General features: G+C 64.7%; 20 protein-coding genes and 1 tRNA gene. 10 read left to right on the top strand and 11 right to left on the bottom strand.

Annotation, left to right across the window (positions count from 1 at the left end):
• Positions 1-13: 13 nt before the first annotated feature.
• From ABD791_RS19310 to ABD791_RS19295, 4 genes are all read right to left on the bottom strand, one after another.
• Positions 14-661 (bottom strand): Thoeris type III anti-phage system protein ThcA, encoded by a 648-nt coding sequence (locus ABD791_RS19310; RefSeq protein WP_345069512.1) that lies wholly within the window; start codon positions 659-661, stop codon positions 14-16.
• On the bottom strand, positions 658-1,569 hold the full coding sequence (locus tag ABD791_RS19305) for a toll/interleukin-1 receptor domain-containing protein (protein ID WP_345069511.1): 912 nt from the start codon (positions 1,567-1,569) through the stop codon (positions 658-660). Before ABD791_RS19305 ends, ABD791_RS19310 begins: the two co-directional genes overlap by 4 nt.
• Positions 1,570-1,853: 284 nt before the next feature.
• Complete coding sequence (locus ABD791_RS19300) at positions 1,854-2,330, bottom strand: TIR domain-containing protein (RefSeq protein ID WP_345069510.1); 477 nt, start codon at positions 2,328-2,330, stop codon at positions 1,854-1,856.
• Between the two features lie 231 nt (positions 2,331-2,561).
• The gene (locus ABD791_RS19295) at positions 2,562-3,002 is read right to left on the bottom strand and encodes a VOC family protein (RefSeq protein WP_345069509.1); all 441 of its coding nucleotides are present in this window, start codon (positions 3,000-3,002) and stop codon (positions 2,562-2,564) included.
• A 279-nt stretch (positions 3,003-3,281) separates the two neighbouring features.
• Here ABD791_RS19295 and ABD791_RS19290 point away from each other — a divergent pair, with 279 nt between their 5' ends.
• A complete protein-coding gene (locus ABD791_RS19290) occupies positions 3,282-4,256 on the top strand; it encodes an IS481 family transposase (RefSeq protein ID WP_345069508.1) in 975 nt (324 codons plus the stop codon).
• Here ABD791_RS19290 and ABD791_RS19285 read toward each other — a convergent pair.
• Both ABD791_RS19285 and ABD791_RS19280 read right to left on the bottom strand, forming a co-directional pair.
• The gene (locus ABD791_RS19285; protein WP_345069507.1) at positions 4,253-4,747 is read right to left on the bottom strand and encodes an SRPBCC family protein; all 495 of its coding nucleotides are present in this window, start codon (positions 4,745-4,747) and stop codon (positions 4,253-4,255) included. The genes ABD791_RS19290 and ABD791_RS19285 overlap by 4 nt on opposite strands.
• Positions 4,744-5,106: an ArsR/SmtB family transcription factor gene (locus ABD791_RS19280; protein ID WP_345069506.1), complete on the bottom strand. Its 363-nt coding sequence runs from the start codon at positions 5,104-5,106 to the stop codon at positions 4,744-4,746. Before ABD791_RS19280 ends, ABD791_RS19285 begins: the two co-directional genes overlap by 4 nt.
• Positions 5,107-5,247: 141 nt before the next feature.
• Here ABD791_RS19280 and ABD791_RS19275 point away from each other — a divergent pair, with 141 nt between their 5' ends.
• The 5 genes from ABD791_RS19275 to ABD791_RS19255 all read left to right on the top strand — a co-directional run bounded on the left by ABD791_RS19275 (position 5,248) and on the right by ABD791_RS19255 (position 10,663).
• Entirely contained in the window at positions 5,248-6,378 is a 1,131-nt protein-coding gene (locus ABD791_RS19275) for a M24 family metallopeptidase (protein ID WP_345069505.1), read from the top strand.
• A 234-nt stretch (positions 6,379-6,612) separates the two neighbouring features.
• On the top strand, positions 6,613-7,407 hold the full coding sequence (locus ABD791_RS19270) for a response regulator transcription factor (RefSeq protein ID WP_345069504.1): 795 nt from the start codon (positions 6,613-6,615) through the stop codon (positions 7,405-7,407).
• Between the two features lie 96 nt (positions 7,408-7,503).
• Positions 7,504-7,833, top strand: a complete 330-nt coding sequence (locus ABD791_RS19265; RefSeq protein WP_345069503.1) for a hypothetical protein — start codon at positions 7,504-7,506, stop codon at positions 7,831-7,833.
• 352 nt (positions 7,834-8,185) lie between these two features.
• Complete coding sequence (locus ABD791_RS19260) at positions 8,186-9,790, top strand: ABC-F family ATP-binding cassette domain-containing protein (protein ID WP_345069502.1); 1,605 nt, start codon at positions 8,186-8,188, stop codon at positions 9,788-9,790.
• Between the two features lie 126 nt (positions 9,791-9,916).
• Complete coding sequence (locus tag ABD791_RS19255; protein ID WP_345069501.1) at positions 9,917-10,663, top strand: endo alpha-1,4 polygalactosaminidase; 747 nt, start codon at positions 9,917-9,919, stop codon at positions 10,661-10,663.
• Positions 10,664-10,673: 10 nt separating this feature from the next.
• On the opposite strand, the gene ABD791_RS19250 is transcribed toward ABD791_RS19255, so the two are convergent.
• From ABD791_RS19250 to ABD791_RS19240, 3 genes are all read right to left on the bottom strand, one after another.
• Positions 10,674-11,615, bottom strand: coding sequence for a carbohydrate kinase family protein (locus ABD791_RS19250; protein ID WP_345069500.1), 942 nt, complete (start codon positions 11,613-11,615; stop codon positions 10,674-10,676).
• A gap of 29 nt (positions 11,616-11,644) precedes the next feature.
• Positions 11,645-11,821: a hypothetical protein gene (locus ABD791_RS19245; protein ID WP_345069499.1), complete on the bottom strand. Its 177-nt coding sequence runs from the start codon at positions 11,819-11,821 to the stop codon at positions 11,645-11,647.
• A 169-nt stretch (positions 11,822-11,990) separates the two neighbouring features.
• Complete coding sequence (locus ABD791_RS19240; RefSeq protein ID WP_345069498.1) at positions 11,991-12,341, bottom strand: VOC family protein; 351 nt, start codon at positions 12,339-12,341, stop codon at positions 11,991-11,993.
• A 243-nt stretch (positions 12,342-12,584) separates the two neighbouring features.
• Here ABD791_RS19240 and ABD791_RS19235 point away from each other — a divergent pair, with 243 nt between their 5' ends.
• Positions 12,585-14,027, top strand: coding sequence for a glycosyltransferase (locus ABD791_RS19235; RefSeq protein WP_345069497.1), 1,443 nt, complete (start codon positions 12,585-12,587; stop codon positions 14,025-14,027).
• Entirely contained in the window at positions 14,024-14,755 is a 732-nt protein-coding gene (locus ABD791_RS19230; protein ID WP_345069496.1) for a PIG-L deacetylase family protein, read from the top strand. The genes ABD791_RS19235 and ABD791_RS19230 overlap by 4 nt, the downstream gene beginning before the upstream one ends.
• Before the next feature lie 1,760 nt (positions 14,756-16,515).
• Here the strand turns inward: ABD791_RS19230 and ABD791_RS19225 are convergent.
• A tRNA-Met gene (locus ABD791_RS19225) sits at positions 16,516-16,589 on the bottom strand.
• Positions 16,590-16,918: 329 nt separating this feature from the next.
• On the opposite strand from ABD791_RS19225, the gene ABD791_RS19220 reads away from it, so the two are divergent.
• Positions 16,919-18,106 (top strand): ROK family transcriptional regulator, encoded by a 1,188-nt coding sequence (locus ABD791_RS19220; RefSeq protein WP_345069495.1) that lies wholly within the window; start codon positions 16,919-16,921, stop codon positions 18,104-18,106.
• 440 nt (positions 18,107-18,546) lie between these two features.
• On the opposite strand, the gene ABD791_RS19215 is transcribed toward ABD791_RS19220, so the two are convergent.
• Positions 18,547-18,909 carry a VOC family protein gene (locus tag ABD791_RS19215; RefSeq protein WP_345069494.1) on the bottom strand — a complete coding sequence of 121 codons (363 nt, stop codon included), beginning with the start codon at positions 18,907-18,909 and terminating at the stop codon, positions 18,547-18,549.
• A 124-nt stretch (positions 18,910-19,033) separates the two neighbouring features.
• Between ABD791_RS19215 and ABD791_RS19210 the strand changes: the two genes are divergently transcribed.
• Positions 19,034-21,124: a TPM domain-containing protein gene (locus ABD791_RS19210; protein ID WP_345069493.1), complete on the top strand. Its 2,091-nt coding sequence runs from the start codon at positions 19,034-19,036 to the stop codon at positions 21,122-21,124.
• Positions 21,125-21,137 lie beyond the last annotated feature (13 nt).

The following is a 21,137-nucleotide window of genomic DNA, read 5'->3' as shown; positions in this document are numbered from 1 at the left end:
CCGAACTTCGCATCTATGGAGTGAGCCCCACCTCTTCCAACGCCTGCAGCACCAACGACGAATAGGCGCGCCCCATCAACGGCCGAACGTCCCGAAGTCGTCCTTCTTCGCGCCAAGGCGCACCTCCCGCCTGATCCAATCCGACGGGACCACCGGGACTGTGTCCCACTAGAGATCCCGCTGCGCCTCCCGGTGCCTGAAAAGCAAACATTGGAGTGGCAGGCTGAATCCGCTGAAGTATTGCAAGTTCATCTCGAATTCCTGACATCCCCCCCACAAAGAAGGCTCCCTGGAACTGGTTTGCGAGCATGTCCTCCCGCAGCACCATCAGGCTCAACTTGAGTTCTCCTTCGTCCGGCGTTAACTTAGCCACTGCGCCTTCCTCGCCTATGAGTCTGATCATTTCATCAGTGAATTGACCCTCGAAGTGCAAGGACTGGTAGCAAAGTATTCGATCTCCGGCTTGCAGCATCGACGCGATGTTCAGAACGAGGGGCGTAATCGTCGGATGCCCACCAAACACCAACCTGCCACCTGACCGCAACGTGCCCTCAACAACGGCGGAAGCGGCCGCCGCGATGTCGGCAGGGAAAAATACGCCCGATTCACCAGGCCGATTCCCGTTGGGGAAGCTCGCTGATAGAAAAATTGTTCCGCTCATGCGACCCTCTTCGCGAGAAGCATTACTGGGGTCGAGGAGATTTGCCGATGGCGCGACAGCCATCTGATAAGTGATGACCTGTCGGTATCAATGTCCTCTGTGGGATGAACGATCCAACCTCGTGTCGGCAATACATAGGGTTTCTGTAACGCTCGCAGTTGCGCCACGGTTCTTAGATCGCTCGCCTCAGGCGCTCTTGCAGTAACGAATACAACTTCACGTCTATCCGATTTCTCTGCAACAAGTGTCCACTCGCCCAAAGGCCGAACCAGATAGCCGCACCTTCTCAATTCCTCTGAGGCTTCGAGCATCGCGCTCTCTCGTCGAAGAGAATATGCAGCAGCATGCCTTTGCTCGACCTCCTCAACAACCTTTCGAATTGCTTCCTTCGTTAGGACATACTCAGGGGCGGCACCGACTACATCTGACTCTCCGATCCTGAATCGCGCCGAGGAATCTAGAGCGGGGTAGAGTTCGGAATCCCGGGTATCGGGAAGGGTCAAGGACATGAGTCCCAACCGGCGTTGCAACGCAAAGGCAATCTCGTGTTCCACCCAGGGGCTTCCAGATGCAGTCGGAGTTTCAAGCAACAGCACAAAGGCTTTCTCGGCGAGCTCTTTGTCCAGCCGGCGTTGAAAGTCCGCTCCTGGAGGGATGCTAAATCTGTCGAGAAACACATCCCAGCCGGCATCGATCAGCTCATGTCGAAGCTGGTCCGCGAGCTTCGCCGCATCGACTTGTCGATAGGACACGAATAGCCTGCGCTCGTCTTCGGCCAACCCCACTAGCCTCAGGATCTGACTCGCCAGGTGGTCCGCTGATGTCCCATATGACCACTTGGTGGCGTTGAGCGCGTGTAGCTCCGGCGGCAGTTGAGACTGCAGAGTTCCTTGGTCTGGATCGAACACGGGTAGCGTCGGCGTGAAGTGTTTGAGACAGTTTCTGGAAACTGCGCGAAGTCGAGATGACTGCCCCGCGGCCGCGCTCCCAACAAAAACTGCTGCAGTCGTAGGCGAACCAGGGTCTGGTTCTAATTCGAGGACCGCTGCATCATCTGTGATCTCGAGAGGAAGCCTCCCCGCGCCAGATCCCTTCGCAATCCGACGAATTGCCTCCGACAGCAAAATGATCTCATCACTACTATTTTCGCCAAGGAGTACGATTCTGTAGCTCCCGCGAGGGACTGGCACGCCTATCGGCCCCTGGCTGCTGCCGCAGTTTCAATCCAATCGCTCATGTTTGCATAACCGTCATCGTTCACCCAGTCGTAAACTTTCACGTGTTTGCTTAGCGACTCCGTACCCTTTTTGATAGTGAACGAGTCAAATGGATTCGCCCCTGCAGAGTCCGCAATGCCCTGTAGATTTTTCAAGTTGTGGATTCTAATTCCGACAACTCCCATTCCTTCATTCCAGGACTTCTCAATCTCGTAATTCACCCACTCGCGACCCGCGGTTTCTTTCCCTATAAGGACTGCCGTCACGCTCGCACCTTTGAGTCCGTCGTCGATGAGTTTCTGAAGGGCGGACTTTCCTTGAAGCTTGCTCTTCTCCCAGAGTGAGTGATCAATGAACCCTGTCTCGTCTTGGAGAAATCCAGACTTGCGAACGATGTTTACTCGAGAGATGTCCCGTGCATAGTGAAAAGAAAAAAAGACTTGCCTGGCCATTCATGTCTCCGTTGAACGAGAGCGGGTAAGCGGACATTGGAAGGCTACTGCAAGGACGACTTGCGCTCGCGTATGCGATCGACGCGTCGCCCGCTACGCGGAGCGGCCTGCGACGGTTCAAGTTCGAACCAGCCTTGTCGCCGGTCGAAGAACCGCACCGCCCCTGAAGTTGAAACTAGACGACCCGCAGGTGATCAGCCGGACGCGCCCCGAATGAATCCGCGGCCGACGTCAGCCGATTTGCTCGGCCAGCGCGACGATGATGCCCGCGGGGCCGCGGAGGTAACAGAGCCGGTACGTGCTCTCGTACTGCGCGATCTCGTCGAGGAGTTCCGCGCCATGGGTGCGCAGACGGTCGACGGTGTCGTCGATGTCGTCGACCGCGAACATGATGCGATGCAATCCCAATGTGTTGGGCGGCGGGTTTTCCGATCCGGCGCCAGACAACGCGGGAGCGTGATATTTGGTCAGCTCCAACCTGCCATGACCGTCGGGAGTGCGCAGCATTGTGATTTCGCTTCGGATCACATTGAGTCCGACGGTGCGGTCTGCCCACGGGCCTTCGATGTGGGTACTGCCTTCCACCTCCATGCCGAGCTCAGCGAAGAAGGCGACAGCCGCATCCAAATCGTCAACGACGATCGCGACGTTGTCCATCCGTTGAATAGTCATGTCGCCACATCCGAACACTGCACGAGAACCCTGTGGCGGCTCGCTTGCCGCCGGAACCAGAATTGATCGGAACCTAGCACAGCGCATCAGCTGTTTCAACGAACCTCGGCCCGCCCGCGGCGACCAGGTGGGCCGGCACGAAACGGGCCGAGTATTCAGCGAATGCGAGCTAGGTGTTCTTCCCACACAGGTTGTGCGCAGCGTGGCGTGACGGGATAAGACGAGAACCTCCGGTATCGATATGGGTTACCAGACTCAAATCGATCCACGGAGGTTCTCTTGTCCTACGTTACCCATGCCAACGCGAAGCTCACGCCTGCGGGCCGCTTGCAACTCGTCAATCTTGTCGTCGACGGCGGCTGGAAACAGTCCCGTGTCGCGGAGCGGTTCCAGTGCCACCGCGCCACCGTCTCGAAGTGGGTGGCCCGCTATCGGGCTGAGGGCGAAGCCGGGCTGGCTGATCATTCGTCGCGCCCGAAGCACTCACCGAAGCAGACCGCCCAGCGCACGGAACGCCGCATCGTCGCCCTGCGCGTCACCCGGCGGTGGGGCCCGCACCGAATCGCGTATCACTTGCATTTGCCGCAGTCGACGGTGTCGAAGGTCCTCGGCCGCTACCGGGTGCCGCTGCTGGGACACCTTGATCTGAACACCGGTGTGCGGGTGCGGAAAGCGAAACCGGTCCGCTACGAACGCGCCAATCCCGGCGATCTGGTGCATGTGGACGTGAAGAAGCTCGGCTGGATCCCGGACGGCGGCGGGCACCGCACCCTGGGCCGGGTGAAGGGAAACAAGAACCGGTCCGGCGCCGGCTACGCCTACCTGCACTCGGCGATCGATGACCACTCTCGTGTCGTCTACTCGGAGATCCTCGAGAACGAGAAGAAGGAGACCACCGCCGAGTTCTGGAAACGGGCCAACGCCTTCTACGCCGGCCTGGGAATCACCGTCACCCGGGTGATGACCGATAACGGCTCCTGCTACCGGTCAGGGCTGTTTAAAGACACCCTGGGCGAGAAGATCAAGCACAAATACACCCGGCCCTATCGACCACAGACGAACGGGAAGATCGAACGCTTCCACCGCACACTCGCATTCGAGTGGGCATACGCCCACCACTACGACTCAGACGCTGCCCGCGCAGCGACCTACCAGGACTGGGTTCATAGCTACAATCACCACAGACCCCATACCGGCATCGGAGGAAAGTCACCCATCGAACGTGTCCACAACGTCAATGGGAAGAACAGCTAGGCCGACACGCTCTCCGCAAGCAGCGCGTCGATCTGGCCGAGGGCCTCACGCAGGCCCTCTTCCATTCCCATCGCGATCATTTGCTCCATTTGGTCGGGGTTCAAGAATGTCGACACGATCGTCATCCGTGTCCTGTCGCCGTGCTCCTCCAACGTGACCAGTGCCTGAGCCGGCAGAGAGGCATCCGGTTCTCCGTCGTCACCCGAGAATCCCATGTCGAACACGAACCGGCGCGGGGCGTCGATCTCGGTGATGGCCCACCAGCCGCGGGGCTTCTCGCCTTCCGGACCGGTCATGTAGTAGCGGGAGTTGCCGCCCTCGCGAAACTCATGGCGCTCAAACGTGGCCGGGTAGGTGGGCGGCCCCCACCAGCGTTCGAGCTGGCGCGGGTCTTCCCACAGCTGCCAGACACGGGGAGCATCTGCGTTGAACTCGGCGACGAACGTGAGGGTCAGCGCTTTGAGGTCTTTCTCTGAGCTGAGTACGGTCATGATTTCTGTCCCTTCTCGGATATCGGTTGGGTTTCGGTGAGGATGCCCACCATGCGTTCGGCCCGGTCGTGCCAGATCTCCTCGTAAGCGTCGAGCAGTTGCGCTGCACGCCGCAGTGTCTCCGGTTTGGCCTGCACGATCTGTTCCCGTCCGTGTCTTTCTTTGCCGACGAGCCCGGCACGCTCAAGCACCGCCACGTGCTTCTGCACCGCGGCGAAGCTCATCGCATAGAGTGCGGCGAGCGCTGAAACCGACTGCTCGCGCACCATCACCCGCGTGATGATGTCGCGTCGCGTCGCATCCGCCATTGCCTGAAAGATGCGGTCGATCTCGTGTGCGCTCACATTTAATACAACCATTTGGTTGCATGTTAGTTCGCGGTGCAATCGGGCGCAAGGGCTTTCCGACGCATGAATTTGCCCGGCCTGGCGGGTGTTCGGCTTCCGCGCAGCCAGCCGCAGTGGGATCCTCAGAAGGTACGGCAGCTGAGGAGGCGCGCGATGAATCCCGAAACGGAACCGGTCCCGTTCACAAGTGACGACTATGCGGCACGGATGGCGCGGGTCGTCGCCGATGCGCTCGGCGCCGGGCTGGACGGCGTCGTAGTGATGCCCGGGCCGGACCTCGTCTGGCTCACGGGCTACCAGCCCACCGCCATCACCGAGCGGCTGACGATGCTGACGCTCACTCCCGGCCAACCGCCGACCCTGCTGGTACCGATCTTGGAGCGTGCAGACGCCGAAGCCGCTGCCGGTGCGCCGAGCGTCGAGATCGTGGATTGGACGGACGGGACGGATCCCTACGAGGCAGCCAGTCGGTTCGTGCGGTCGCACGGACAGTTCGGCATCTCCGACTCGGCCTGGGCGATGCATCTGCTCGGCCTGCAAGAGAGACTGCCCGAAACCCGCTACCGCTCCCTGAGTCAGAGCCTGCCGATGATGCGCGCGGTCAAGGACGCCGACGAGCTCGCCCGCCTGGCGCTGGCCGGTGCCGCAGCGGATGCGACGTTCTACGAAATCGTCAAGGTGCAGTTCGCCGGTCGCCGCGAGACCGAGGTCGCCGCCGACCTCGCCCGGCTCCTGCGCGAGTTCGGCCACGAGCAGGTCGACTTCACCGTGGTCGGTTCGGGTCCGAACGGCGCAAACCCGCACCACGAAGCCGGCGAGCGCGTGATTCAGGTCGGCGACGCAGTGGTGCTGGACTTCGGCGGCCTGATGCACGGCTACGGGTCGGACACGACCCGCACGGTCTGCGTCGGCGAGTCCACCGAGGAGCAGCGCGACGTGCACGAAATTGTGCGGAACGCCCAGCAAGCCGCCTTCGACGCCGTCGCCCCCGGCATCCCGTGCCAGGAGATCGACCGAGTTGCCCGGGCCGTGATCACCGAGGCTGGCTATGGCAAGGAGTTCATTCACCGCACGGGCCACGGCATCGGCGTCACTACCCATGAACCGCCGTACATGGTCGAGGGCGAAGAGCAGCTGCTCCGCCCCGGCATGTGCTTCTCGATCGAGCCGGGCATCTACCTCCCCGGTCGGTTCGGTGTACGCATCGAAGACATCGTCACGGTCACCGAGACCGGCGGCGAGCGCTTCAACAACAGCGACCGGATGCTGCGCCTCGTCGAGTAGGAATCGGTCGCCGAGCGGAGACCCGCCCATCGCATCCGCCGCCCGCATCCGGGAGCGTCGGAAACAAAAAACTACTGGCATACTGCGGAGCAACTTCCGCGTCATTCCGCGTGTCCGGGCTTGGCAACCCGTCCGGACTGCGCTGTCACGCGACAACCACATTCGAGTGACGCGTGTTCGGACTTCTGCACTGTAGTTCGGATCACATCGAGGCCAATCAAGAACGTCATCTCTGTGGAAATTCTCAGCCCGATCGGTGAAACTGGAGGGTGTTTCAGGCTCTACGAGAGCGAACTGAAACCAGTCGTTCCGAAGGTGGCTCCGTGCGAGCACAGTGAAAGCCTGCCAGTGAGAATTCTGGTCGCCCATGATGAAGCGATGATCGCAGACCTGCTGGCGCGGTCACTCGCGGAGGCTGGCTATGCCGTTGACGTCGCCCCCGACCGGGCCGCGGCCTTGATGTATTTCGAAATTGAAACGTACGACCTGATCATCCTTGATATCACGCTGCCCGGGACCAGTGGCGGCGGGACGGAACTCTGCCGAGAGATCCGCGCGAATGACACCCAGGTGCCCCTCCTGATGCTCGAAACTCTCGATTCGCCGACCGCGCGCGCGCGAGGTCTCGATGCGGGGGCGGATGATTCGTTGGTGAAGCCCTTCCAACTGGTCGAGCTGCTCGCCCGGGTGCGGGCACTCCTGCGCCGCTCGCCTCGAGCCGTCCCGCCGGTCCTGGAAGCGCAGGGGGTGCGCCTCTATCCCGCTAGCAGAAGCGCGGAACGCGGCGCACGGCAGATCTTCCTGACGGCAAAGGAATATGCGGTCCTGGAGTACCTGATGCGAAACGCCGGTTCCGTCGTCAGCTCAAGCGAGTTGATCGACCACGCCTGGGACCAGAACTACGACGGGGTCAGCAACGTCGTGCAGACCTACATCCGATACCTGCGCCAGAAGCTCACGGCCGCCGGCGAGCCTGACATTATCGAGACGAGGCGCGGCTCGGGGTACGTGATCGCCGCCGATCCGTGAGCGACGTGCGGCGTCTCATCTTGTTCTCATGGTTGCGTCCCTAGCGTTGAACCTGGGCCGGCAAAGCGCCTTCCCACCCACGACGAAGGAGTCGAAATGAACAAAATGACCACGAAATGGCTGAGCGGCACGGCCATCACGCTCACATTGCTTGGAGGATCTGTCGCCATGGCGATGCCCGCGGCTGCGAGTGGAAGCGTTTCGCAGACGGTGTCGTCGAACAACAACAACAACGGTGACGGCCACAACAACGGTGACGGCCACAACAACGATCGCAGGAACGATCGGCACATCGAAGCCACATGCAATTTCCTCGACCGCTTCTTCGCGAACGATCGCCGCAACCATCAATCCAACGACCGTTGGTCAAACGAGCGCTGGAACGCCCTCGAGCACTGGTTTGAGCAACACTGCGAGGAGGATTAAAACTCAGCTAGCTCGGCAGTAAGGCGATGGGGACTGCGCACACATGCGTGGCCCCTTTTGTACGCCCGAAATGGGCAGACAGGAGTTCGGGCTGCGCACCGGAGTACACGCAGCAGATCGGTCCGATTCCCACAGCAACACTTTGTAGACTCAACGCGGGCCACATGCCCTCCCGGTCAGCGCCAGCTGGCCAGCCCATTCGTCGCAGCACGCGTTCGCGCTCGCGGCACGTGTTTCCACACGTGCTCCGAGCACCGTTGCGTGCCGCGAGCTTCTTGTCACGAGCTCTGCCCCGAGCGAACAGCGAAGCGCGAAGACGGCCAGAGGGATGCCCCGCGAGAGGACACCAGCAATGAGCCTGATCAGGCTGCAAGACATCAACGTTCAATTCGAGAAGACCCAGATTCTGCGCGAGGTTTTCCTGCGCCTCGAAACCGGCGACCGGGTTGGCCTGATCGGCAAGAATGGCTCGGGCAAGTCCACGATCCTCAAGCTGATCCTCGAACAGGTGACCCCCGATACCGGAACCGTCACCGTCGATGCCGGCGTCAAGATCGGCTATTTCTCCCAGTTCTCCGAGCTGAACGGCGAGTCGACAATTCTTGAAGTTCTCGACGAACTGTTCGTCGAGATCAAAGCGATCGAAGCCGAACTGGCCTCCATCGACACGACCATCGCGAGCGTTGCCGTCGACCCGAATGCCGGCGACGAACTCGACCGGCTCATCCATCGCCAGGCCGAACTGTTCGAAGAGATGGAACGCCTCGGCGGCTGGGACTACAAGCGCAACATCGACACCGCGCTGACCACGCTCGGCTTCAACGAGGCGCACCGTGTCTGCCCGATCGACGAACTGTCGGGCGGCTGGCGCAACCGCGCGGCGCTGGCGAAGATCCTGCTTGAGAACCCCGACGTGCTGCTGCTCGACGAGCCCACCAACTACCTCGACGTTGCCGGTGTCGAGTGGCTCGAGTCGTGGTTCCGCGACTTCAAGGGCGCCGCCATCATCGTGTCGCATGACCGCAAGTTTCTCGATGCCGTCGTCACCCGCATCATCGAGGTCGAGAACTTTCACCTGCACGAATACCCGGGCAACTTCGGTGAATACGTGGTGCAGAAGCAGTTCCGGCTCAAGACGCTCGAAGCGCAGTTCGTGCACGAGTCCGAGCTGCTCGCGTTCGAATCCGAAGGCATCGCCGACCGCCGCGAGGCCGCGAAGGCGTCCAGCCGCAAGCTCGGCAGCCAGCTCGCCAGCATCAAAAAGAACCGCGCCCCGCGCCCGGTCGACCAGATCATCACCGAGATCTACAGCGGCCTGCACATCAAGGATGTGCTCTGCCGCGTCGAGTCACTCGACAAGAGCTACGGCGACAAGCTGCTCTTCAGCGACCTCGCCTTCGAGGTGCGCCGGGGCAACCGCATCGTCGTACTCGGCTCCAACGGCAGCGGCAAGTCCACGCTGCTCAAGGTGCTGAACGGCGAAGAGAAAGCGGATGCCGGCAAGGTCACCTGGGCTCCCGGCGCCGGCGTGGTTTCGTACAACCAGGTTCTCGCCGAACTTGACGAAGACGACACCGTCAGCCATTCGGTCAATGCGATGCCGGGCAGCCTCGCCTTCACCGCGACACGCAAATCGGTGAATCGGTTTCTGTCGATGTTCCAGTTCAGCGAAGCCGACCTCAAGCAGAAGATCGGCAACCTCTCCGGAGGTCAGCGGGCACGCGTCGCGATGGCGCAGTGTTTGCTCTCGGGCGCATCCGTTCTGCTGCTCGATGAGCCGACCAACCATCTCGACATGTCGAGCACTCAGGTGATGGAACGCGCGCTGCTGCACTTTCCCGGCGCGGTGATCGTGGTCAGCCACGACCGGTTCTTCACCGACAAGATCGCGAACCGGCACCTGGTGTTCGGCGGGGCGGATGCGCTGCCGGGCGAGATTGAGTTGCGGGTGGCTTAGGGAGTTTTGGGGGCGTTGACGAGGAGGGGGGTGAAGACGATGGGTGACGGTCGGAGGTCGGCTCGCGGGGGTTCGAGACGGCCGTGGCGGGCCTCCTCAGCCACCGGAATTCTTGCAATCGCTCTGTTGACCGGGTGCAGCGCCGGCGCGAGCGACATCGTGTTGCCGCCCGCGGGCGGGGTCGCCGACTATCAGCTCGGCGGCTCCTACTCCCTCGAACCGGAGGTGCGCATCGTCGCGCGCGACAGCACCGAAACGCCGGCCGCCGGGCTGTACTCCATTTGTTATCTCAACGGTTTTCAGAGCCAGCCAGGCGCCGAGTGGCCGCGCGAGCTGTTGCTGACGGATGCCTCCGGTGCGCCGCTCGCGGACCCCGGCTGGCCCGACGAGTACCTCTTTGATATCTCAACCGCGGCGAACCGCGACCAGCTCTCTGAGGCCTTGGCCGAGAGCATCCGTGGCTGTGCTTCGGATGGTTTTCAGGCGGTGGAGTTCGACAATTTCGACTCGTATACGCGCTCAGCCGGAGCGTTGACCCAGGCGGATGCCGTGGCGTTCGCTACAGATCTGGTGGCGGTCGCGCACACCGCGGGTCTCGCCGCCGGGCAGAAGAATGCGCCCGATCTGGCCGCGGAGGGCGCCACATCGATCGGCTTCGATTTCGCTGTCGCCGAGGAGTGTTTTCGGTACCAGGAGTGCGCGAGCTACACCGACGCGTACGGGCAGCATGTGATCGATGTCGAGTATGCGGATGACGTGCCGGCGACCTTCGCGGAGGTGTGCGCGAGCGGCGACCGACCCGAGAGCCTGATGCTGCGCGATCACAATCTGACCGTGCGCGGCACCGACGGGTACGTCTACCAGCACTGCTGATGACGAATTGCTATTTGTCGTAGGCGTCAAGTTCGTGGCGCCACGGCGGATTCGCACCCGCCCGCGCGACAGTGAGCGCTCCCGTGGCCATGCCTCGACCGAGCAGCGCTTGCACGGCTGCGCTACTCGTGCGGTTGACGGAGGGATCCGCGGCGAGCCACGCGTCGATGAGTCCGCTCATGAAGGCGTCGCCCGCGCCGATCGTGTCAACGACGTCGACGGTTGCAGCGGGCAACTCTACGCGCGCGCCGGCGGAGAGCGCGAGGGCGCCCGCTCCCCCCTGCGTCATCACCGCGACGGCCGGTCCGAGATCAAGCAGACGCCGAAGAACGGCTTCCGGAGATTCTTTGGGATAGAGCCACGCGGCATCCTCGTCGCTGAGTTTGACGAGATCGACGAGTGAGGCCAGCTCTTCGATGCGCGCGACAGCGGCCTGCCGGTTGTCGATGAGCGAGGGGCGGATGTTCGGATCGAACGTCGCGATCACCCCTGTGGGCCGAGCGGCGAGGAGTGCGTGCACCCGGTCGGTGCCCGGTGCCATCCACGAGCCGATGGACCCCGTGTGCACCAGGCGGCAGGCCGGGAGCGCGGTGGTTTCGTCGAGCTCCCACGTGATGTCAAAGTGGTACGTCGCGCTGCCATCGTCGGCGAGCGTCGCGCGCGCCGATGACGTGCGCGACGACAGCGCGATCAAGTCGGGCCGCACGTGCGACTCGTCGAGGTGCCGACGCACAATTCGGCCGTTCTCATCGTCGGCGAGTCTGCTCACGAGGGCGGTCTCTCGGCCGAGTCTGGCGAGACCCACGGCGACATTGAGCGGGCTGCCTCCGGGCAACACCTCGGTGCGACCATTCCGCTCGACAACGTCAACGAGCGATTCTCCAATGACCACAACGTCGAGCGCCGGGAGGCCCTGGAGGTCAGAACGAACCGTGGTGCGAGTGCTGGGCATCAGTGTTTTATCCCTCGTTGTTACATTTATCAAACCGTGGTCGGCGTGGAATTCGGCGCCGTGAACTGAGCAAGAAGATCGTCGACCGTGCCCGTCTCAAGCTCGACGACGGCCGTGAGGTAGGCGTCAACGAACCTCGGCGACTCGGCCAGCGCGGCAAGCGCAGGGACGCCGGCCAGAAATCCGAGTGGATCGCCTGAAGCCACCGCAACGAGACTATCGGCAGCCGCGTCATCCAGCGTGAACCGACTACGCCCGTGCGCCCGAACTCGTGATTCGCGCGTCTACAACCCGCTGATCGTCAGCAAGAAGAGTCCACACGCTCAGCTCCGGCGCTCCGGCGCTCCGGCGCTCCGGCGCTCCGGCGTGTGCACGTCAGGCGTTCGGCGTGTTCGGGCGCCAGATTGCGAATCGGTTGCCGAGTGGGTCTTGCAGATGAGCGAACTCGATCTGGCCGTTGTTGACCAGCGGAATGACCACCGTCGCTCCGAGCGCGACAGCCTTGTCGAGCGCATCACTGACGTTGTCGACATGCACGTAGAAGATCGCCCAGGAGCCGCCACCCATCTCGGAGGTGTCCCACAAACCACCGTCCTGGGTATTGATCGTGCTGTACCTGGCGGCAGACGGCGGCCCGATCTCCCAATCGAACAGCCCCGAGTAGAAGGCTCGTGCGGCCTCAGGGTCGGGTGAGCCGATCTCGAAATAGTCAACTGGATTGGACATGGTGACCTTTCTCGTTGCGCTCGATTGCCGCTGAAAACAGTGTTGAACATACCCCCGCTCTGTCGTCGCGGGCGTCGGGGTCGGCAACGGCCGGTTCTTCATCGTCGAGATCATCCACCGGCAGGTCTGGCGCCTGGTCTTCGGCGGTGACAACGCGCTTTCGAGTGCGATTGAGGGGGCGAACGCCTGGGCACAGGGAGCGGCCCGCTCGTTGTCCCCTCTATTGAGGACTACGCTTTTTGCGTGCCACCTTCTTCAGATCCACTCCGCATCGCCCTCATCTCCCTCCACACCTCCCCTGGCGCTGAGCCGGGTTCCGGCGACGCCGGCGGCATGAACGTGGTGGTGCGGCACCAGGCCGAAGCGCTCGGGGCGCTGGGGCATTCGGTCGAGATTCTGACGCGACGCTCGTCGCCAGAGCAACCGGCCGAGATGCAGCTGGCACCGGGCGTGACGTTGCGTTTTCTGAGTGCCGGGCCGGCGGCATCCGTGCCGAAGGGCGACCACGAGAAATTCATCGACGAATTTCGGATGCGCATGGGCACGCTCGGCCCGTATGACGTCATGCATTCGCATCACTGGTTTTCGGGCATGGCCGGGCTGCCGTTCGCGCAGCACTGGGGAACGCCGCATGTGCAAAGTTTTCACAGCATTGCCGCCGACCTGTCGACGCCGCTCTCGGCGGGCGAACGACCGGAATCGCCCGGGCGGATGGCCGGAGAGGCCTGGTTGGCGCGGGAATCGGATGCGGTCGTCGCGATCAGTGAGGCGGAGGCCTGCACCATCGTGACGCGGCTCGGTGGGCAGGCGGAACGGATTACTGTTGTGCCGCCCGGAATTGACGGGGTGCTGTTTCATCCGGCGGCGGTTGACGCCGACGCGGGTGACTCTGACGTGCGTGCGGCCGAGGGCGTCTCTAGGTTCGCTGCGGGGCTGGACGCTGGGTCCAACTCTGGCTTGGACGCTGAATCCGGCTCTGGCTTGGACGCTGGGCTGGCTCCTGATTTGGTCGCGGATCAAGCGGATGCTGAGGGCCTCGCCACGAGTCAGGCTGAGGGCCGCGGCTACGCCGTTGTGGCCGCGCGGTTGCAGCCGCTCAAGGGGATCGACCTGGCCATCGAAGCGATCGCGGCGGTGCCCGACGAGATGCGGCCCGACCTGCTGGTGTCGGGCGATGCCTCGGCAGATTTCGACGGCTACGTCGATGAGTTGAAGGAGTTGGCCTCCCAGCTCGGCGTACTGCAGCATGTGCGTTTTGTCGGCCCGCAGTCCCGGGTGGATTTGGCGGATTTGTTCCGCGGTGCCCGCCTGGTGCTGGTTCCCTCGCACTCGGAAACCTATGGGCTCGTCGCCCTCGAAGCGGCCGCCAGCGGTGTTCCGGTCGTGGCCGCGGCATCCGGCGGGCTGCGTGAGGCCGTCGACGACGGCGTGACCGGAATGGTGCTGGACTCGCGGGATCCGGCGGTGTGGGCGGCGGCGATCGCCGACATCGTGTCGAATCCCGAGACGGCGCGGCGCCTGTCGCTGGCAGCGCGCGAGCGGGCCGAGCAGTTCTCCTGGACTCGGTCGGCCGAAACGCTGCTTGAGGTGTACCGCGGGTTGCTGCGGGCCGAGGGTTCGGCTGATGACGGTGGGTCGGCTGGCGACACCGACCCGTCATCGACCGATGCGGAGTCGCGTTCGTGAGCATTCTCGACGGGCTCGCATCCGTTCTCTTCGTTCATGCGCATCCCGACGACGAGACAATTTCGACCGGGGCGCTCATCGCGGAGCTGGTGGCGCGCGGGGTGCGGGTCACGCTGCTCACCGCCTCACGCGGGGAGCGCGGCGAGGTCGTGCCTGGCCCGCTGTCGGGCCTCGAGGGCACCGATGCGCTCACCGCTCATCGGGAGCAGGAGTTGCAGTGCGCGACGGATGCGCTGGGTGTCGCCGAGCGGTTCTGGCTCGGCACTCCCCCGGCGCGCGCTGCAGGATTGGCTCCGCGCCTCTATCGCGATTCGGGGATGCAGTGGATCCGGCCGGGTGTTGCCGGTCCTGCTGAGGATTCGGGTGAGGATGCGCTGACGACAGCGCCACTCGCAGAGGTCGCCGCCGATGTTGCGGCGCTCATCGAGCAGCTGCAGCCGTCGCTGGTGATCAGCTATGACGACGAGGGCGGCTACGGCCATCCGGATCACGTGCGGGTGCATGAGGCGACGATTGCGGCAAGTCGCGCGCAGGGTGTGAGGTTTGCGGAGATTCTGCATGCGCCGGTGACAGACACCGAGTGGTTTGCGCTCGACGACCGGCTCGACACGGTCACGCGTGCGTTGCGCTGTCACGCCAGTCAGCTCACGGTGGACGGCACGCACGTCGTGCACTCGGGCGGGCAGCGGGAGTCGATCGTGACGAGTGTGGGGTTGCGGGTTCTGTAGGGGCGCCGCAGGCGAGGCGGCTGCGGGGAGCTGAGCGGCGCGCTGGATTCCGTGCGCTGTTTCTGAGGCCCAGCTGCGCCCTCCCCGCACTCGCGTTCGCAACTTCGGAGATTCTCCGAAATTCGGCGCGATTCAAGGCTGAAATGGCATGATTTTGCAGAATCTCCGAGGTTAGGAACGGCACTCGCTCGCAGGGCGATGTGAGGAGTTTCGCCGAGTGCAACCAACAAACGAGATGGTCCGGTTCAGGAGTGGAGTGCGTGTCGCGGATGCGACGGCCCGGGAATCCGCAGGCGCACCCCGGCCGACATACCTCCACTCCTGAACGCGGTCCCACCGCGGAGAGGGCGTGGGTTGAGTCCGAAGACCTGGTCGCGGGATTTCGAGACGCGGCCGACTCCGTCGGGCGCTCCTCAATCACCGAGGTGGGCGCGTCCGTCGCGAGGCGCGAGTGCGAGTCGGGCGGGCCCGGGTTCAGGAGTGGATTGCGTGTCGCGGACGCGACGGCCCGAGAATCCGCAGGCGCAAGCCGACCGACATACCTCCACTCCTGAACGCGGTCCCACCGCGGAGAGGGCGTGGGTTGAGTCCGGAGACCTCCTGGTCGCGGGATTTCGAGACGCGGCCGACCCCGTCGGGCGCTCCTCAATCAACGAGGCCGGCGCATCCATCGCGAGGCGCGAGTGCGAGTCGGGCGGGACCGGGTTCAGGAGTGGATTGCGTGTCGCGGACGCGACGGCCCGAGAATCCGCAGGCGCACCCCGGCCGACACACCTCCACTCCTGAACGCGGTCCCACCGCGGAGAGGGCGTGGGTTGAGTCCGGAGACCTGGTCGCGGGATTTCGAGACGCGGCCGACCCCGTCGGGCGCTCCTCAATCACCGAGGTGGGCGCGTCCATCGCGAGGCGCGAGTGCGAGTCGGGCGGGACCGGGTTCAGGAGTGGATTGCGTGTCGCGGACGCGACGGCCCGAGAATCCGCAGGCGCACCCCGGCCGACATACCTCCACTCCTGAACGCGGTCCCACCGCGGAGAGGGCGTGGGTTGAGTCCGGAGACCTGGTCGCGGGATTTCGAGACGCGGCCGACCCCGTCGGGCGCTCCTCAATCACCGAGGCCGGCGCGTCCATCGCGAGGCGCGAGTGCGAGTCGGGCGGGACCGGGTTCAGGAGTGGATTGCGTGTCGCGGACGCGACGGCCCGAGAATCCGCAGGCGCACCCCGACCGACATACCTCCACTCCTGAACGCGGTCCCACCGCGGAGAGGGCGTGGGTTGAGTCCGGAGACCTGGTCGCGGGATTTCGAGACGCGGCCGACCCCGTCGGGCGCTCCTCAATCACCGAGGTGGGCGCGTCCATCGCGAGGCGCGAGTGCGAGTCGGGCGGGACCGGGTTCAGGAGTGGAGTGCGTGTCGCGGATGCGGCGGCCTGGGAATCCGCAGGCGCACCCCGGCCGACATACCTCCACTCCTGAACGCGGTCCCACCGCGGAGAGGGCGTGGGTTGAGTCCGGAGACCTGGTCGCGGGATTTCGAGACGCGGCCGACTCCGTCGGGCGCTCCTCAATCACCGAGGGGGCACATCCGTCGATGTGGGCGTGAGGCAAGCGCATCCGTTGATGGACAGGGGTTCCCGGCGGCCGGGCGGGACCGAAATCAGGAGTGGAGTGCGTGTCGCGGATGCCGCGGCCCGGAATCCGCGGGCATTCACCGGACGACACACCTCCACTCCTGATTTCGGTACCCGTACAGGAGGGAATTGACACGACGGCAGGATTCGAACCTGCGACATCCGGTGTATGAAACCGACCCCTTGGACCACTCGGGCACGCCGCGATCAGCCCACCCTACGCATCCCGAAGCCCGACTTGCATGCCTGATTGCGCCCTCTTACGAAATGTAACTGTGTGTGTCAGCGCTACGTCACCGCTGCCGTCACTCCGGCGTGGGAAATCCCCGTGGGCGCGCGCGATGTCGCACGCCAGCGGGGATTCCCCACGCCCGGGCCGGCCCACGAATCAGACCGCGCCCATCCGTGTCGAGTTCAGCCCCACCGCGCCAAACGATTAGATTGTTGACTGCGCTCCCACGAAGAGCGCCCACATTCATCACTCCGACATCAGTACCGTTTCTGACCGCGCTCAGGAGCACTCAAGAGAGGGTTCATGGCAGCGAACTCCGCCCCCGGCACCCCCGCCTGGCTCGGCGCCTGGAACGACCGCACCGCCCTCTCGCTTCTGCTCGAGCACGGGCCGCTCGGCCGCGTGCGCATCTCCGAACTCGGTGAGATGTCGAAACCGACCGCATCCCTCGTGGTCACCCGGCTTGAGAAGGCCGGGCTGATCCGCATCGACGGCGAAGCCACTGGCGGCCAGGGCCGCCCCTCGGTCACCTACGCGGCACGCGCCGACCGCGTGCTCGGCGTCGCCATCGACATTGACGCGAAACGGATGCGCGCCTGCCTGGTCGACGCCATCCGCACCGACCACGAAACCGTCGAGATTGCGCTGCCGGCCCATGCATCGGAACGCAACGCGGTGAACGAAGTGCGTGCGGCCATCGAGGCGGCGTGCGCTCCGAGCGGCGCCGACCCGGCGTCGGTGCGCACGGTCTGCCTCGGCGTGCAGGGCTACCTCGACACACTCGACGACGATCACCTGTTCACCGAAACGCTACCGGGCTGGCCACGCAGCGGGGTGCGCAAGATCATCGAAGACGAACTCGGCGTCGCCGTGCAGGTCGACAACGACGTAAACCTCGCCGCGGTCGCCGAACGTGCATTCGGGGCGGCCTCATCGGCGAGCAACTTTGCCCTGCTCTGGCTCGGCAACGGCCTCGGCGCAGCGCTTGACCTGAACGGCGGAATTCACCGCGGGTCGTTCGGTGGCGCCGGTGAGATCGGCTTTCTTCCCGCTCCGCAAGCGCTCACCGGACTCGATGGCCGGCCGGTCAGCGACCTGCAGGACGTGATGGGTGGCAAGGCGATGGTGCGCCTGGCCCGCGAACACGGCATGCACGGGCGCACGCTGGCGAGCATCCTCGATGCGCTGCCGACGAGCCCCGCCCGCGGTGCGATTCTGGATGAGCTGGCCTACCGGGTGGCGTTCGGCGTGATTCCGCTGCTCGCCGTCGTCGACCCTGAACTCGTCGTGCTCGGCGGCCCGACCTGCCGTGCCGGCGGGGATGAGCTCGCGGAGCTGGTGTCGAAGGAGATCCGCGGCTCGAGCCGTTGGGCACCGGCGGTGGCGGCGAGCACCGTGACGGGCAACCCGATTCTGACCGGCGCGCGGGAGTTGCTCGTGACCGAGGTGCGCAACGAGCTGTTGGAGAGCGTGGCGCGGATTACCGCGTAGGGGGCGGGTTTCGACGGATGTCCGGCGCGAGTGTCGAGGCACGGTGACGAACGAAGATCACCATTTACGTTGATCGAGGAACGCGCGAGCTTGCGAGCACGTGTCTATCTTGCGAGCACGTGTCTATGAGGTATATGGCCTTTTCGTTGATCGAGGAGCGCGCGAGCTTGCGAGCACGCGTCTCGAGATCTCGCGAGCAAATCCTTGAACTCGGGTTGCGTTCAAACGTCGGCTCACGGGGTCTCGAGACGGCCGCGGGCGGCCTCCTCGACCAACGAAATGGTCAAATTCGTCCACCACAATGCTGCGTAGCAGCCCCGACGCTCGAGATCTGGCGAGCCGATCTCTGAAACTAGGTTGCGTTTGAGCGTCGGCTCACGAGATCTCGAGACGCGGCCGACTCCGTCGGGCGCTCCTCGATCAACGAGGCAGGATTACGCCTAGTCGCCCGCCGGCCGCTGCGACACACAGAACTCATTGCCCTCCGGATCCTGCAACACCGTCCAGCGCGTGTCCCACTCGTCGTGGTCAGCCACCCGCGTCGCCCCGAGCGCGAGAAGACGCTCCACCTCGGCGTCCCGGTCAGCGGACTCGAAGTCGACATGCATCCGGTTCTTCGCCGTCTTCGGCTCGGGAACGCTGAAGAACAACCAGCCGGGCTCCCCCGCCTCCCCTGCGCCGATGAACGCGGCATCCGCGCTCGCATCGGGCAGAACGTCGCGGCCGAGCACCTCAGACCAGAAGGTGGCAACCCGCGACGCATCGACGCAATCAAGAACTATGTGGTGAATTCGAAGAGCCATGCGCGGATTTTATCGACTTGCGCGCCGCCTGACAGCGTCAACCGGCGTTCACACCACATTCCTAGACTGGCAATCCCGCGCGCCCTAAGCTCGGCTCAACGGATCCTCGTGAGAAGGCAGGCACATGCACGCATGGTCGAAGCTCGGCGCCGCACTTCTGGTGGGCGCGCTGGCGGTGGGGGTTCCAACGGTCGCATATGCAGAGAGCCCTGTCACGTTCGGCGCGAGCCACATTGTCGACAAAACCGGCGCGCTCGGCAATCGTGAGGGCGAGGTCGCCGCTGCCATCACGAAGCTGGCTGACGAGACCGGCACCGACCTGTTCATCGCCTACGTCGACAGCTTCACCGGCGTCGACGATCGCGAGGCCTGGGCCGACCAGACCGCCGACGACAACGGTCTCGGTACCAATGACGTACTGCTCGCCGTCGCGACAGGCGACCGGCAGTACCAGCTCTCGGTTTCGCCGAACTTCACACTGACGGATGCCCAGCTCAGCGAGATCGAATCGGTCGCCATCGAGCCGCCCCTGCGTGAAAACGACTGGGCCGGCGCCGGGATCGGGGCCGCGAACGGCCTCTCTCAAAGCTTGCAGGGGCAGGCCGTGACTACCCCGCAGATCACTCCGGGAAAGGCGGACCCCGGCACTGGTGGGGGCGGTTTCGGAGTGTTCATCGGCATTCTGATCGTCGTCGCCGCCATTGGCGTGATCATTTTTTTGGCGGTGCGCCGACGCCGCAAGAAGGTGGGAGCCGCCGGTGGCCCCGCCGCCGTGCAGTCGGTGCCGACGCCGCAGCTCAAGCAGCAGGCCGGCAGCGCGCTCGTGCAAACCGACGATGCGATCAAGACCAGTGGTCAGGAGCTCGGATTCGCGGTCGCTCAGTATGGCGAGGCGGCGACCACCGCGTTTCAGGCGGCGCTGGCCGAGGCGACGGCCCTGCTGCGCCAGGCCTTCACCCTGCAGCAGAAACTCGACGATTCTGAGCCCGACTCCGAGGAGCAGCAGCGCGCCTGGTACGCCGAGATTCTCGACCTCTGCGGCAAGGCGAACGCGACCCTCGACGAGCAGGCCGACGACTTCGACGCGTTGCGTCAGCTCGAAAAGAACGCTCCGCAGGTCGCGGCCACCGTCGCCGCGGCCGCCGCCGCCGCCGAGGCGCGCATTGCAGCCGCCGAAGCGAGCCTGGCCGATCTCTCCGCGCGCTACACCGCGAGCAGCATCGCCACCGTCGCCGACAACCCCGCCCAGGCGCGGGAACGCGTGACGTTTGCCGGGGCGGCCCTGGCCGAAGCCAACACCCGACTGGCGGCCGGCGACACCGGGGCCGCGGCCGTCGGCATCCGTGCGGCTGAGGAGTCGGTCGACCAGGCTTCTCTGCTGCTGGATGCCGTCGATCGTCTGGGCGCCGACCTGCGGCGGGCCGCCGCGACGGTCGGCCCGGCCATCACCGACTTGGAGACCGACCTGGTCGCCGCGCGGGGGCTCCCGGTCGGCGACGGGGCATCGGCCAGCCTGCCCGCCGTGATCGCGCAGACCGAACAGACCCTCGCCGCCGTCAAGGCGCGCCTGGCCGACGGGCCGATCAACCCGATCGAGCTCGTGCAGACCCTCGAGGCGGCGAACGAGCCGGTGGATGCTGCGCTGCACGGCGTGCGGGAGGCCGCGGTGCAGAAGCAGCGCGCGCAGGCCGCCCTCAGCCAGACCCTGCTCGCCGCGCGCAGCCAGGTCTCCGCCGCCGAAGACTTCATCACCGCCCGGCGTGGTGCCGTCGGCGCCGAGGCGCGCACCCGGCTGGCCGAGGCGGGCCGACTTGTCGTGCAAGCGGACTCGCTCGGAGCGACGGATCCGGCCAACGCTCTCGCCGCCGCTCAGCGCGCCGATGCACTCGCGGCCGAAGCCATTCGGCTCGCCCAAAATGACGTGAACGGCTTCAACGCCGTCAACGGCGGCGGCTTCGGCGGGCTGCTCGGCGGCGGTCCGAGCGGAAGCATGGGCGGCTCGGGTGGCGGCAATGGCGCGATGGGCGCCGTGCTGGGCGGAATCCTGCTCAACTCGATCCTTGGCGGCGGAGGGGGTGGCGGCTCGCGCGGCGGTGGTGGCAGCAGCATCTTCGGCGGCGGAGGCGGAGGCTCAGGCGGCGGTGGTTCCCGCAGTGCCGGCAGCTTCGGCGGCGGCGGCACCCGGTCCCGGCGCGGAGGTGGCGGCCGTTTCTAGACTGTCCATGACC

It is taken from the genome of Glaciibacter kafniensis, assembly GCF_039538945.1.
In the GTDB taxonomy this organism is placed as follows: Bacteria; Actinomycetota; Actinomycetes; order Actinomycetales; family Microbacteriaceae; genus Cryobacterium; species Cryobacterium kafniensis.
Note: the sequence above shows the minus strand (reverse complement) of the source record. Positions and strands in the feature narration are given on the sequence as shown.

Excerpts from the sequence above, each read along its gene's own strand:
- ABD791_RS19300 (WP_345069510.1), bottom strand. The coding sequence starts at position 2,330 with ATGGCCAGGCAAGTCTTTTTTTCTTTTCACTATGCACGGGACATCTCT.
- ABD791_RS19275 (WP_345069505.1), top strand. The coding sequence starts at position 5,248 with ATGAATCCCGAAACGGAACCGGTCCCGTTCACAAGTGACGACTATGCG.
- ABD791_RS19210 (WP_345069493.1), top strand. The coding sequence starts at position 19,034 with ATGCACGCATGGTCGAAGCTCGGCGCCGCACTTCTGGTGGGCGCGCTG.
- ABD791_RS19265 (WP_345069503.1), top strand. The coding sequence starts at position 7,504 with ATGAACAAAATGACCACGAAATGGCTGAGCGGCACGGCCATCACGCTC.
- ABD791_RS19260 (WP_345069502.1), top strand. The coding sequence starts at position 8,186 with ATGAGCCTGATCAGGCTGCAAGACATCAACGTTCAATTCGAGAAGACC.
- ABD791_RS19215 (WP_345069494.1), bottom strand. The coding sequence starts at position 18,909 with ATGGCTCTTCGAATTCACCACATAGTTCTTGATTGCGTCGATGCGTCG.
- ABD791_RS19310 (WP_345069512.1), bottom strand. The coding sequence starts at position 661 with ATGAGCGGAACAATTTTTCTATCAGCGAGCTTCCCCAACGGGAATCGG.
- ABD791_RS19240 (WP_345069498.1), bottom strand. The coding sequence starts at position 12,341 with ATGTCCAATCCAGTTGACTATTTCGAGATCGGCTCACCCGACCCTGAG.
- ABD791_RS19280 (WP_345069506.1), bottom strand. The coding sequence starts at position 5,106 with ATGGTTGTATTAAATGTGAGCGCACACGAGATCGACCGCATCTTTCAG.
- ABD791_RS19295 (WP_345069509.1), bottom strand. The coding sequence starts at position 3,002 with ATGACTATTCAACGGATGGACAACGTCGCGATCGTCGTTGACGATTTG.
- ABD791_RS19250 (WP_345069500.1), bottom strand. The coding sequence starts at position 11,615 with ATGCCCAGCACTCGCACCACGGTTCGTTCTGACCTCCAGGGCCTCCCG.
- ABD791_RS19220 (WP_345069495.1), top strand. The coding sequence starts at position 16,919 with ATGGCAGCGAACTCCGCCCCCGGCACCCCCGCCTGGCTCGGCGCCTGG.
- ABD791_RS19285 (WP_345069507.1), bottom strand. The coding sequence starts at position 4,747 with ATGACCGTACTCAGCTCAGAGAAAGACCTCAAAGCGCTGACCCTCACG.